Source organism: Fulvivirga ulvae (assembly GCF_021389975.1).
GTDB classification, from domain to species: domain Bacteria; phylum Bacteroidota; class Bacteroidia; order Cytophagales; family Cyclobacteriaceae; genus Fulvivirga; species Fulvivirga ulvae.
Map to the genome: position 1 here is coordinate 1,805,644 of NZ_CP089981.1, position 13,715 is coordinate 1,819,358.

Sequence of the window (13,715 nt, forward strand, 5' to 3'; positions counted from 1 at the left end):
TTTAAAATTTAAACCATTTTCCCCATATTCCATTTGGGCTTTTCATACCATATGGGGCATTCCCCATAGTGGTTCTGTGAACAGCTGTTATATATTTTTCATGAAACAATCCTGCTGCTCTATTTGAATGTGTCCCTATTACCTTTCCAGTGTACCTGCCAGGATCTAATTTATTTAATCTATTTAATTGAGTCGCCAATCTTCTAGGCAGTCCGTCAGCGGCTACCCTGCTGCTCGATGTAATACCATATTTGTAAACAACATTATCTATCTTATCATATATCCTATAAACCTTTGTTACCTTATTGGCCAATCTCAAGCTCCTGGTGGCTAATCCAATTACCCTACCAACCGGCGCCGCTGTCAATAAAGTCTCGGTTATAAAGTTAGCAATAGGTGCACCAGCCGTTCTTACTGCATTGGTTACCGGGTTGCTGAAATAATCTGTTTTACCCCACCAATAGGGCTTATCCATAACTCCAGAACCTGGAATCGGTGATTTAGGAGCGCCTGGCATAGGTTCAGCCGTAACTACAATTTCCGGCATTATCTGGGGAGGATTAGCCCCTCTGAAGAAGTTTCCTCCATGAGCCAAAGCAATTACTCCTTGTGTTGTCCCCTGAATTACACCTGCTGTTGCAGCACTATAAACGCCGGTAACTACACCATCGCTAAGCCCGTCGCTAAATGCAGCACCATTCGACCATGCATTGCCCGAACCTGATACAATACCAGATGAGAATCCCCCAGCTAGCCCCGATACAAAACCACCTGTAAAACCTGTCCCTACTACACTTGAAACAGCACCTCCTGTAACTGCCCCGACAGCTCCTGATGCAGCACCGATACCCAAAGATTTAAACAAATCGCCCTGCCCTTCAATATTATTCATATTGGAAGCCACATTGCCAATAGCTCCCAAATATGCTGCGATACCGAGCGCTATGGGTACAATTTCACCTGTCGGATCAGTAAAGTTAACAGGATTATTGGCTATTCCCGTGTACGGATTATGAAACTGCCCCTGCGGGTCAGTAGCGTAAAATCTACCCAGATCACTGTCATAAAACCTTGCCCGGTAGTTATGCAGCCCTGTCTCTTTGTCATACTCCTGCCCGGTGTAGCGGTACTGGTTGGGGATAAAACCTTCTTCCTGCCTTACTATATTGCCCAAAGCATCGTAGTCATAGCGGGCATCCACTACACCGTTATCCGTAACTACTACGCGGGTAGAGCCTAAATGGTCTCTGCTGTAAAACTTAACTTGCGGTGCAGCCGTTTGCTGTACCGTAAAATCATCAAAATATACCTCGCTATATTCCCTGCTCTCGTTGCTCAGGTAAACTACTGCAAAACCCTCCCGGTCTGCCACCATCTCCAACTCAATTTCTTCATGGTTCCGGTTGGTGCCATCTTCATACGCCTCTTCGGAAATGGGCTGATAGCCGAATTTAACGGGGTTAAACTGTTTATCAAAGAATATGTAATTTAAAAAAGCTTTTGGCACTCCTTTTTCGTCTGCACTCAGCCCGGCAGCGCCCAGGGAAAGGGCATTCTCAAAGGCGGCCTTAAACAGGCTTCCTTCCGCTCCGGCCGGGATACCCAGGGATTGTACCAGCTCAGCGGCCAAAGCTGCCGGCACAAAGCTTCTGGTATTTTCAGGAGCTTTAAGGTACTTGGCGGACACCTTCATTGTTACCGTATCGCCGCTGTAAAGCTGAAGCATTTTGGTCACCCCCACTTTTTTACCTGCCTCGCCTGTTAGTTTCAGTGAGTAAGCGGATAGCTCTCCATCTGTAGCATTAAATAACCGTGCATTTACAATCGGTGCCTGGCGGTATGACTCTCCAAATTCCTGCTCTTCGGTAGGTTGTTTATCCACCTCAAAAGTTGCAACACTGGGTTCAAAACCCGCTTGCTGATAGGCTGTAATAGTTTTAGAAGCGATCAACCCAGTTGGGCCATAGATCAGGTATTTGGTGTGCCAGTCCCCGGCATCGATCCTTTCTTTTTCCAATACAGGATAGTCACCAATACCACGGACATACAGGGTATAGTGGGTATCACTGCCATCATCCGGCAGGGTGGTTTTCATTACCCGCTCGCCATCCGGCCCGTACTGGTACCGCGACAGTCCTCCATCATAGGCTGTGCTGGCCGGTTTGTTGAAATAATCATCATAGATAATGCTGCTGAGTTGCTTGGTCTGCGACTGAATGATATTCCCGTTGGCATCATACATGAACTGATTCGTGCTGCCAGAAGTACGACTCACCTTGTTGGTGTTACTATAGTAGGTATAGTTCTGTTGAGTATTGCCCTTTTTGATATTGAGTATGTTGCCGTTGGGGTCGTAGCTGGTGGCACTGCCTACGCCTATGTCCCAATTATTATTGACACTGTTATCACTGACCGTGAGCCTCCCAAGCTTATCATAGCGGTAAGCATAATGATACGATGCCGACGCTCCGCCAAAAGCACTGATACCTTTATAGTTGTAGGTGGTGCGTGCGATCAGGCCTGAGTAATAGGCGTCACCGCCATAGCCATTGGCTGTATAGCTGAGGTCTTCCCTGAAATAAGGATCATCGATCTGGGTGAGGTTGCCCGGCGAGTCGTATTTGAAACTACGGACAAAACTGTTGTTGTTAAGTTTCTCTTTGCTTAGTTCGCCATTGATGGCGTATTCGTAGCTGGCATATAGGTCGGGGGTATCTCCTTCACCAATACCGATCAGCCTGCCCAATCTGTCGTAGCTGTATTTCAGCGTACCTAGTCCGGGTATGGTTTCTTCTGTAAGCGACCCGGTGTTATCCGAAGCGAATGAAACCTCATGAATCTCGTTATTATAATCGAACACCTGAAGCCCTTTGGTTTTGATCCCATATCGGTCGTAAGTATAATATTCGGTGACTTCGGAGTCCGTTCCGTTGGGGTTGTAAACTACTGTTCTAACGAGTTCCCCTCGCTGGTAAACATCGTTACCCAGATCATCTTCATAAATATGGGACTGTCTTTTTGTGGGTGATGACGGGCCTGCTCCATTAGCCAGATTTTGCAGAGTGGATTCATTCCACGCAGCGCTGAATACTCCGCTTTCCGATGCTCGTCCTTCAGCATCATACTTCAGGTAATTGATAGTGCCATTGGCAGCACCATTGGCATCCTGAGAAAAGACTAATCTTCCGGTCTTTTCATTATAAATGTACCTTGTTACACCCTGATCCGGGTCATCGCGTTTTTTTAACCTGCCCAGGAAGTCATAGGTATATTCGCTGATATACGCATTTCTATCCACTTCGTTATTCGGTGGATTGTGATAGTTAGGCGGGTAGGTTTTCCATAAGTTGCCCTGCCCGTTATAAGTGTATTTTGTGGTAGCATAGATGGAGTGTCCGTCTACCCATATTTTACCGATGGCATACGTCAGTTTTACATATGATTTGTTGCTCAGCTGGGTTGCCTGTGGGTTAGCCACCTGCGGTGCAGGGCATATGATCCTGCAATAGTTGTTGTTGAAACAGTAGTCCGGGTTATAGGCAATGGGTGTCCGGCAGTCGTAATCGTAGTACCTGACGGGTGTGGGGCCGCAACTGATGCGGCAATTCTGAGCATTAAAACAATAATCTGGGTTATAGTCTATCGGCTTATTACAGTCATAATCATAATAGGTGATATCCGGGACACATAGTATCCGGCAGTTGTTTTCATCAAAGCAGAAATCCGGGTCGTACTCGATAATGGTGGTACAATCCAGGTCATAATATAATGTTGGCTCCGGCAGGTCATAGATCACGGTAGCATAGTATGTGGTATTGGCCTGGGCCTGGAATGTACCGGAAATATTGTTTTCGCCATCTATGATATCTCCGCCCCCCGGAGAAGTGCCTATTTTTACGCGTGTCTTATATGTCTCCACATCGGCGTAGGCATAGGTTACCTCACTGCTGAAAGGGACTGAAAAGGCATGGCTCTCTCCGGAAACAACGGTTTTATTGGTATAATTGGGTTCTTGTTCTGTCCCTATGGTGGGGCCAGCTTTTTCCAGTACTACATTATCTGCCAAATCAGTCATAACGATCTGCTCTGTACCATCGGGTGAGGTAGTTTTAACCACCCTGTATTTACCCGCCGGATAGCCTAAGTTTACATCTGACGTAGTCAGGTACTCAATGCTGCCGTTTTTGCCGGAGCCTAATTTGTAAGTTGCTCCAGGACTGCTTTGCTCTAATACCCTGCCGAGGGGAGATGCTTCATAGCGGGTGGCGCTGTAAGGGTAATACCCGTCATTGTTCAGGTCTTTTACTTCTCCCTGCATGTATCCATTCCCTCGATTGTAGCTGGTCACAAAGTTCGTTCGGTATCCAAAATCACCGGTTACCCTCGTCGTTTTAGTGCTCACATCTCCTCTGCCCAGATCATCATAAAGTATCTCACCGACCATCAGGGTATTGTCAGTTTCTTTGCTCTGCTCTTGCAATACCTTGCCTGCTGCATCCAGGTATGTACTGCTTTCTATAGGGTCTGCATATACCACCACATTATCAATAGCATATTCGCTGGCACTGCCATAGCTGTAGTGAAAAAAGCCGATCTTTTGGATGCCGCTGGTATTGGTTCTAAGGGGCAGGTCATTGCGGTATAACTTACCATCTATAAAATAATCTGCCGTGTTGGTGGCCGTATTGACCTTTATGCGGTAAGTGGTCTGCTCTTTCAGGTTGCTTTTTACATCCACCCACCCTGCACTGTTATAGGCTTTGACCTTGTCCGTACCATGCAGGCTCATCCATATGGCATTTTCACTACCCCCATTGCGAGCGTCCCATGCATCACCTCCCAGGGCTAACCCTAACCCCAGGTTATTGCCCGGCTGTACGGCTCTGACATCAATTCTACCCCTACCGTACCTGTAAGCTCCTGCTGCATGTCGAGGTAATAGAGGTCGGCCGATGAGTCGGTGGCACCTCCGGGGCTGGATACCATCAATTCTCCATCTATCCTGCTAAAGGAGGCTGTAACCCCATTACCATATTCCTGATATACCCAGTAGGGGTTGGCAGTGGTGAAATCTTCGTAAAATCCGCTCTTTTCTTTGATGGCAGTACTGTGTATAATGTTCGGATCGGCAGCAACCCATGAGCCTTGGTCTCGATAGCAGGAATAGCCTGACGAGGTAGACGAGGGTGTGCCGTCGATGCCAATAGAAGCTACAGAAGAGCCGAGTGTGTTGTGTAAATTTCGAGTGGTCAGGCCGTCGCTTCCGGTGGAAGACAATACATATTTGTAGTCCTTGTCATATGAGGTACTGGTAGCATAGGCATCTTCGGGGTAAAGCCTGAAATTATCTACATATGCTTTGCCCGATGTAGCATACAACCCATCATAATTGCCATAGGTATAGGTAGTCAAGGTCTCAATGATCTCAACTCCATCCAGCAGAACTTTGAGTTTGCCCCCTTTTCTGATGGTCAGGTGGTGCCACCGCTTGTCATTTGCCAGGTTATAGCCTTCCAGCAAAGTGCCCTGATAATAAACTTTAATGGCATCGGTATAGACCCTTACGGTATAGCCTGAGTTGGTGGGTGTATCTGAGGCGGAGGCTTTTCCAAAGTGGTAGGCTAGGTATCCTGTCCCGTGGATCAGCTTGTAGTCAAACTCAGCGATCTGGGTTCCGTTAAGGGGTACACCTTTCAGGCTGTAGAGGTTTGCGGCTTGGGTACTATGATCAAACTTCATTACACCGTTTTCAAACTGCCAGTATGAGGTAGCCGCCCATGTTCCTACGGAATTTTCCAGGTCATGATCATCAAAATCAGCAAACAAAACTTCGGCCGGAGTAGCATTGTAAATATTCGCCACTACCAAACCGTGGTGATCGTAGACAGCCGTGGTGTAGCGGTCGTCCTGGTTTTTGATCAGGGTGACATTGAAATCGCTATCCCGCTCTGCAATATCGGAAGTGAGCAGCCATTCAGCAGCATTGGAGGTGCTGTTCCACGCGCTAAAATCAGGAGATCCGCTGCCTTTCCAGGTATAGCTGCGATAAGGAACAGAGGTGTTAACTTTCCCTGAATGGGTTTTCCAGCGGGTTGCTGTACTCGAAATGATCGTGTTGTTTATTTTCTTCTTGGTTTGCACAATTGGCCCTAAAAAATTACCCGTAAGGGTTGGGTCATAAGCCTCCCACCAATATTTATGAGTGGTGGTCAGTATGTCCTTGTTGCCAAAACTGTTATAGTTTTCTCCTGTTTCACTTGCCAATTGGCCTTCACTATTGTAAGTATATTTAACATCCGATGACAATCCGTCTACCTGGTCATAAACATTCATACGCCGAACAAACTTCGACTGATATATTACGTTCCCTGCCCCATCCTTATGGTCATAGGCCAGGCCGCTATAAGAGGTCTCCGTTTGGGCTACGTTATTACCGTTTTTATCATAACTAATACTGGCGTAGCTGACTCCTTGCACCAGGCGAAGACAGGAGTAGGGGTCGGCTGAGGCTGTCGGGAACGGAAGAGAGCTTTCAACTGAAGTTAATCCATTAAAGAAATAGGTATCGGAATAACCAAAAGGGGTGGCTGAGGCCGTAGCACTACCGGGAATAACCCTGACTTTGTTAAACTGAGCCGTACTTCCCCCGGCATCGGTTTTGGCAGTGGCAGATGTATAGGCAAATGAAGTGTACCGGGTTTGGTATCCGTCATGGGTTTCTATTTTGGTTACTACGGGTTTGGAAATCATGCCGGAAGCTTGGCCATCGTTCAGATAGGTAAGCTGAATGTTAGTAGCCCGGTCTGAACAGTTGCCATTAAATGAAGCAATGATCTGCGCACTGATGTATTGACGGGCAGCCAGGTTGAATCCATCACAGGGAGCGCCGTCAATCTTTCTTCCGGTTAAGGTGATCAGGCCGGCATCTTGTCCATTTTTGAATTGCTGTAAATAGCTGTTACTACCAATCGTATAGGCAACATAGGGTTCCTCGCCATATCCATAATGAGGCTTGCCGGAAAGGCTGGTGCCAGAGGTATTGGCAACATTTACGATCGCTCCGTCGGGCTGACGTTTGTAAAATTTATAATTGTTATAAAATAGCCCATCGGGTCCTGCCATTTGCTGATACCCACCACCAGACAGGTCTATGCTACCACCCCAGTTACTATAGTTGGGGTTAAATATATTTCGCTTTCCTTTTCCAGTGGTCTCATCGGTATATAATATGATGTCTTCTCCATAAGAGGGGGCGCTAAAGGGCGCATAGATATAGTTCATACCACTGGTACTTTTCCATTGTCCTCCTTCATAGCGCAGCGCCATAATCTGTGTTTGAGGATATTTAATAGCCACCAGGTCATTGCCTATGATATTTACAATGGCGTCATCATCTATGGCTCCGATGTTTGTCCGGGCGGTTATGTTATAGTTTTCACCCCAGTTAAAGATATATTCAGGATTGTCTGGGGCAATAACCACTGCAAAAGAGTTTCCGGCATGCCAATGCGTTGCTTTGTCAGGGTGAGTATTGAATTCGTAGCTTTCCGGAAATTTGACCTTGTGCCATTGACGTTGCTGGTCTACATAATGTAGTTCCACATCATCCGACCCGTATGTACTGTGCCTAATGATATAATTGTTAGTAGCAGCATAGTTAAATATCTGTTTAGTGCCTGCGTAGCTGATGGTTTTCTCATCCCAGTCCTGGCCATTCCAAACAAAGGTGTGCAGGTCGCCGTCCTCTCTTTCGCCAATAGCAATAAAATTGTCTCCGGCAAGCAGAGCAGGCTCTCCGTTCCCAACTTCAATGCCCTTTTGCAGGGCTACCCAGGAGCCTGCAAATTGTGGGTGTTTATAATAGGCGTATAAGGTGTAATGATTACCTGATTGCTGTTTAAGGAAGGCAAAATAGTCTCCGCCAGCTACAAGTAGGCCGTACTCTCGTAGCTGATGTTATTAAGCATCGTCACATCTTTGCTGATCCAGTGCCCATCCCAGGTATGGCTTTGAACAATTATCGGGGCGCTACCTTTTTCGGCCTTTCCGTATGCATCCAATTTACGCCAGCCAGTCACTACAAAATTATTGCCTTGCCACACTGAGGGAGCACCGTAGCCAGTGGGAGCCGTGATGCTTTTGTATCGATTAGCTAAAGATAGCTGCACCTCATTATAAGTGTACTTAATTGTACTGCCTGTAGGCCCTGTTACCTGGCTTAACCTACCGGTGTGGCTTCCGGTGCTGTTATATTGGAATTTTATGGGTGGCACCTGCTCGCCATAATGCCCTTCACTGACAATTTCCTTTAAAAGTCTTTTTGTAAAATCTCCTGAGCCTAAAAACTCATATTCAAAATTGATGGTATTAAGCTTTAGATCATATTCGTTATGAACCGTTATGCGCTGAAGATATTTTTTCTGATAGAACTCCTGGTAAGCATCAGGCTCGGCTTTTTCCTTGTGAGGTTCCATGTATTCCTGCGCTAGTTTTTCTGCGTATGCAAAATTTATCCTCGCTCCGGTCGGTCCTTTAATCTCGATCAGATAAGAGGCCTCAGTATGCTGCTTTCCAGAACTACTACCTACATATTGCAGTACTGCGTCGTAGGCAAAGGTCATTTTATCTCCAATCCTGTTTTCAATGGATGAAAGGTTCCATACATGGGCCATTTGCGCTTGGTTGCCGGGACGAATGCTGCTTCCGATCCAGTTGCCCCACTTAACCATCCATTGTACTGTGTTTCTGCCTGAGTTTTTGTTTCCATAAGACATTACCCTACCATCTTCCGTTATCAATTTCCACTCTTCAAGCGCAGGGTCGTAGGTGATGTCCCAATACAATTTTTCTTCTGTGGCATAGTGCTGGAGGGTTGTGCCTCTGGTCAAAATGAGCTTTCGGGCGGTACCTCCTTCAAAAAGGTAGAAGTCGTCATCTTTTCTCGTTCCTGTTTGTTTATGGTCTGCTATTATTCTTGGAAAATCCATCGACCAACCGAGTCCGAGGATACCTGTGGGTGCGTCCCGGTTCCATGTTTCTGTCTGTCTGGATACGTCCGCAGAATTATAGGAGATGGTCACCGAGGGACTAATGCCGTTCATACCCGGTAACGATACAAGGTTGACAGGGAAGGCAACTTCTCCTGTAAACAGGTTAACCGAGCTTATGGCACTGCCTGAAATATCTGACCCCAGATTAAAGCCTGCTTCTGGTGCCTGAGTGGGAGCATCGCCCTGGCCAAAGCCGGAAATAAAGGATGAAATAATAACGAGTAGCGTGCTGATTAGAAGTTTTTGAGACGTCATGGTTAATTAAATGTTGAAGTAAGATTACTTTTGGAAATAGCGAAAGTAGATATAAATATTATAAATTAAATAAATAAAGTCATATTGATTATTGACTTAATCCATAAGAATTAGATTATCAAGGAGTTGTGTATATCTTGCAAGTATGTTTTGATATTGGGAACTATCCGGTGGTATTTCTTTAAGCTGGCCGGAGCTGAACCGAAAGAAAAGCTTAAGAGAGAAACTTGAGGGTTTAATAGTTCTGTATTCCATGTCTATCAATACCACTTTGTTTTTAGCATTGATAAAGTAGTTTCCCTTGAGCCGGTGCGTGTAATCAAAGATTTTCATTGTTCAATTTACCGGCATATTCACTGGGTCTTTAATTAACAGATATTGCAGGATATTACGGAAAACCCTCAAGAAGAAATGTGCTCATATTTTTCCCTATTTACTAATTAAAACAATTATTAACCTGATATAAAATACTTTAAAGGGGTAAACATGAAAAATGTTTTATAAATAGTTAAAAAAATAATTAAAACTTACACAAAAAATACATCGCGTGATATGTAGTGTCAGATATAGTTAAGAGGTGAACATAAAATCTGAAAATTTAATTAGAACCCGTTGTTTTGAAAAGCTGACCCTATTGAAACTTCAATAGAAAGCACTGCATTGATACAATCACTATGCCATTAACATAAAAACTAAAAAAGGCGGTTTAATTAGATTTCAACCGCCTTCCTTTCATCCGATATAATATTACCCAAAAATCACGCTTGCCGCATCATCCATTACCTCCTGTTCAAACTCAGAAAAGTATGCCTCCGTTGTTGCATAATCCGTATGCCCAAGCATATCACCGATTACTGCTTTGGACACTCCTTTGTTTTTGCCGGCCATTGCGAAGGTATGCCTTATTACATAACTGGAAAGTCGGATAGGGAGGTCAGCTGCGTTGCCTATTTTTGCCAGTAATTGGTTGAAGGATGAAAGCCTGGTGGCGTATTTCTTGTGTATTACTTCACCATCAGGGTCTTCAATAACATCTTCAAGTACGGGAAATATAAGGTTGCCAGGCCTTTTTTCTTTCAGGTAATAATCGAGTATAGCTTGTGCTTCCGGCGGAATACTGAAATTAAATTCCTTAACGTTGGCCCCTCGTTTTGTTTTTCTTCTTTTATATCTCAACCGTCCTTCTGCAATACAATCTCGGGTTAGATGGGCAAGGTCTGCAAAATTCATTCCTCTTAAATAGAACATGAACAGCATGTAATTTCGGGCATGCCATACCTTTGTATCCGGTGGGTAAGATAATTCCTTAATAATTTGTATATAATCGTCTTTTACCGCTCGTTTGTTTGACTCACCTTTTTTTATACTGTAGCCTAATTGTCCAAACGGATAATGTTCTCGGCCAACTTCCGTGCTTCTATCTTTGATAGCAAGATTATAGATCCTCCTTATATAGCGTAGTATTATAGATATGGTACTGGTTTGTAAATTTCTGTTTTTGCAAACAGCGTCAAATCCATATATGAACATTTCATCTATTTCAGTGATGAGCAACCTATTATTTCCGTGATACTTTAAAACTTCATCAACGCTGTATTTACACATTCGTGCCGAAGAATATTGTTTGGATTGCCTATACATCTGCTCTATTTTTTTTCCATAGGCAAAAAGAGTGGTTCTTCCCACCATGGCAGGTTCAGATGATTTAGTCTCTGCTTCATCTGAAATAGCTTTTGCGATTGCATCCGCAACATTATATACCGTCATATCTTTCAGGTGAAAGCTGTATCTGGTGAGTACATCTTCGGCAATAGAGAGCTTGTTATATAACTGCCTGTTTGCCCGTGTGGAATTTTCATAGGAACTTTTAACCTTATTGTTTTTAAAGTCCCATTCGGACTCCAGATGCTTTAAACCTGTGGATATTCTTTTGGGTACTCCTTTGTGGGTAAGACGGATAACCACAGGGAAAATTTTTGACTTTTTATTTCGGTTGTCCAGTCGTAATGCAAGTGTTGCCATAGATTCAAAATTTTGTTGTTAGATTTATGAATAAGTATAGGCTACACTTGTCAAAATTGTTGCCAAGTTTTTGCCAAGTTTTTAAGATTCTAATGGTTTGAAAGGGAATGCCAGAATGGCAAAACTGTATTTAAGTGTTGATTAAGGTACTTTTTGGTTGGTTAAGGGGGAGGACTTCATTGATCGGTAATCGGTGAGTTTTCACTGGTTGCCGATTTTTTTTGATATGGGATTATTGCGTGAGGAAACGGTGAACAGTAATCGGTAAATGGTAACCAGATCGGAAGTGTGTTAGATTATTGGAAGGGATTATAGGGGTGTTTTGATGTTAAATAGTCACGGTAAACTATTTGAACAGTAAACAATTTTAATTTAATCAGGTCAACTCTTATCAGGGAAGTGCAGTGTTCAAGTTACCAATTACTCCTTACCGGTCACCGATAACTTAGCCAGCGTACATACCCTCAACCTCTCAACAATTCCCAAAATTACTTATCTTCAAGGGTGGTTTTGAGAGAGTTGTAATGCAGATAGCCAGATTTTTATTATTTTTTTTACTGATATTCCCTGCGAGTTTAGCAGTTACCGGGCAAATTATTGCCCTGGACCCCGAAGTAGATGAACAGATCATCCCTATCAATCAGCTTCAGATTTATGAAGACCCACTGAATAATGTTGATTTTGACCAGGTAAGAAGGAACCCACGCCTTTTTTATATGAAGCCTGACTTTACTCCCAAAGATTATAATACGGCTTCGGCTTATTGGGTAAAGTTAACACTGAAAATTCCTGAACACCACAATGAGCACTGGCTGCTGGAGTTTTACGATCAGTCCATCGACCATGTGGAGGCGTACATCCCTCAGCCTAACGGAGGTTTCAAAAAACTGGTCATGGGAGACATGTACGACTTCGATCAAAAGCCTTTTCAGCATAAAAACTTTGAAATACCCTTAAACTCCAACCTGAGTGGCCTGCAAACTTTCTACTTTCAGATAAGGTCCCATGCCTATGCTGATATCCGGATTGCGGTACGTACTATTGATCGTTTTATATACTATGCACTCAATGAGTATTTTCTTTATGGCATCTTCTATGGCATGATCCTGATCATCAGCTTGTACAACCTACTGATCTTTTCAGCCATCAGAGAGGTGAAATACCTGTATTATACTTTCTATATTTTGAGCGTAGGCGTCTATGCCATGTGTGTGGACGGCATAGCTTATCAGTATTTGTGGCCTGGTTGGCCTGCGTGGAACCAGATAGCCTATGGTGCAGCACTTTTTTCGTTGATATTTTGGGCAGTTATCTTTGGTCAGCGTTTCCTGAATACAAAAAGAAGGGCACGAAAGCTTCACCGCATCATCAATGTAGTACTGATTATGAGGTCAGTGCTATTTGCGTACGCCCTTGTTTTTGACCAGACTTTATTCGAATGGCGAAATATTGAGATCATCCCGCTGTCCCTGATATTTTACGCCGGTATACATGTACTGATCAGAGGTTACAAGCCAGCACGTTTCTTCGTTATGGCCTATGGCATACTCTTCCTGGGCTTTCTGTTCAAGGCTTTGTTGAACCTTTCCATTGTTCCTTTCGGGATCATTTCCTACTACAGCCTGCATATCGGCTTCCTACTTGAGATGCTGTTCCTTACCTTCGCCCTGAGTGACAGGGTGAGGATATTGAAGGACAATCGTGACCGTGCGCTGAAAAGGATTATCATTCAGCATCAGGAAAACGTTAAGCTCAAAGATAAGGTCAACAGAGAGCTGGAAGACCTCGTGGCCAGGCGCACCACCCAGTTGCAGGAGAAGAACCTGCAGTTGGAGGAGGCCAACAATAAAATGATCGAACAGGCCAAGGAGATCAACAAGATCAATTCGATGCTTGACCTGGATAACTGGAAACTCAAAAACAACATCAAAGAGATACTGCAAGACCGCCTGGTGAACAAGAACCTGACGCTGGAGCAATTCAACAAAATATTTCCGGACCCCATCAGTTGTTTTAAGTTTCTGGAAAGGCTGAAGTGGTCGGAAGGCTATGAATGCAGCAAATGCGGAAACAACAAATATTCGCCCGGGCATACCAAATTTTCACGCAGATGCTCCAAATGCGGGTACGATGAATCGGTAACGAGCAACACCGTTTTCCACCGCATCAAGTTTCCGATCGAAAAAGCTTTCTACATTTTATACATTACCAATAACCGTCAAAACTCCTATACGCTTGACGAGCTTTCGGAGATCCTGGACTTGCGCCGGAATACGATCTGGAACTTTAAAAAGAAAATAGAAAGTGTATATGATACGGCTGAAAATGAGGGTAAAAGTGTCCTGATCCATGACCTGTTTTCTGCTCACCTGGGAGACTGACAATCAG

At 44.3% G+C, this 13,715-nt stretch carries 6 protein-coding genes; 1 reads left to right on the top strand and 5 read right to left on the bottom strand.

All coding sequences use genetic code 11. The features are described from left to right. Nucleotide 1: 1 nt before the first annotated feature. From LVD17_RS07370 to LVD17_RS07390, 5 genes are all read right to left on the bottom strand, one after another. Complete coding sequence (locus LVD17_RS07370) at nt 2-4,789, bottom strand: RHS repeat-associated core domain-containing protein (protein ID WP_233765800.1); 4,788 nt, start codon at nt 4,787-4,789, stop codon at nt 2-4. A 62-nt stretch (nt 4,790-4,851) separates the two neighbouring features. Continuing rightward, complete coding sequence (locus LVD17_RS07375; protein ID WP_233765801.1) at nt 4,852-7,602, bottom strand: hypothetical protein; 2,751 nt, start codon at nt 7,600-7,602, stop codon at nt 4,852-4,854. A gap of 323 nt (nt 7,603-7,925) precedes the next feature. Continuing rightward, nucleotides 7,926-9,305, bottom strand: coding sequence for a hypothetical protein (locus LVD17_RS07380; RefSeq protein WP_233765802.1), 1,380 nt, complete (start codon nt 9,303-9,305; stop codon nt 7,926-7,928). Between the two features lie 96 nt (nt 9,306-9,401). Further along, on the bottom strand, nt 9,402-9,638 hold the full coding sequence (locus LVD17_RS07385) for a hypothetical protein (protein WP_233765803.1): 237 nt from the start codon (nt 9,636-9,638) through the stop codon (nt 9,402-9,404). Between the two features lie 414 nt (nt 9,639-10,052). Further along, nucleotides 10,053-11,327, bottom strand: a complete 1,275-nt coding sequence (locus tag LVD17_RS07390) for a tyrosine-type recombinase/integrase (protein WP_233765804.1) — start codon at nt 11,325-11,327, stop codon at nt 10,053-10,055. 524 nt (nt 11,328-11,851) lie between these two features. Here LVD17_RS07390 and LVD17_RS07395 point away from each other — a divergent pair. Next, nucleotides 11,852-13,708 carry a 7TM diverse intracellular signaling domain-containing protein gene (locus LVD17_RS07395; protein ID WP_233765805.1) on the top strand — a complete coding sequence of 619 codons (1,857 nt, stop codon included), beginning with the start codon at nt 11,852-11,854 and terminating at the stop codon, nt 13,706-13,708. Nucleotides 13,709-13,715: the final 7 nt, after the last annotated feature.

What these genes read in the sequence shown, in the direction of transcription:
- LVD17_RS07390 (WP_233765804.1), bottom strand. Translation starts at nt 11,327, where the DNA reads ATGGCAACACTTGCATTACGACTGGACAACCGAAATAAAAAGTCAAAA.
- LVD17_RS07380 (WP_233765802.1), bottom strand. Translation starts at nt 9,305, where the DNA reads ATGACGTCTCAAAAACTTCTAATCAGCACGCTACTCGTTATTATTTCA.
- LVD17_RS07395 (WP_233765805.1), top strand. Translation starts at nt 11,852, where the DNA reads ATGCAGATAGCCAGATTTTTATTATTTTTTTTACTGATATTCCCTGCG.
- LVD17_RS07370 (WP_233765800.1), bottom strand. Translation starts at nt 4,789, where the DNA reads ATGAGCCTGCATGGTACGGACAAGGTCAAAGCCTATAACAGTGCAGGG.
- LVD17_RS07385 (WP_233765803.1), bottom strand. Translation starts at nt 9,638, where the DNA reads ATGAAAATCTTTGATTACACGCACCGGCTCAAGGGAAACTACTTTATC.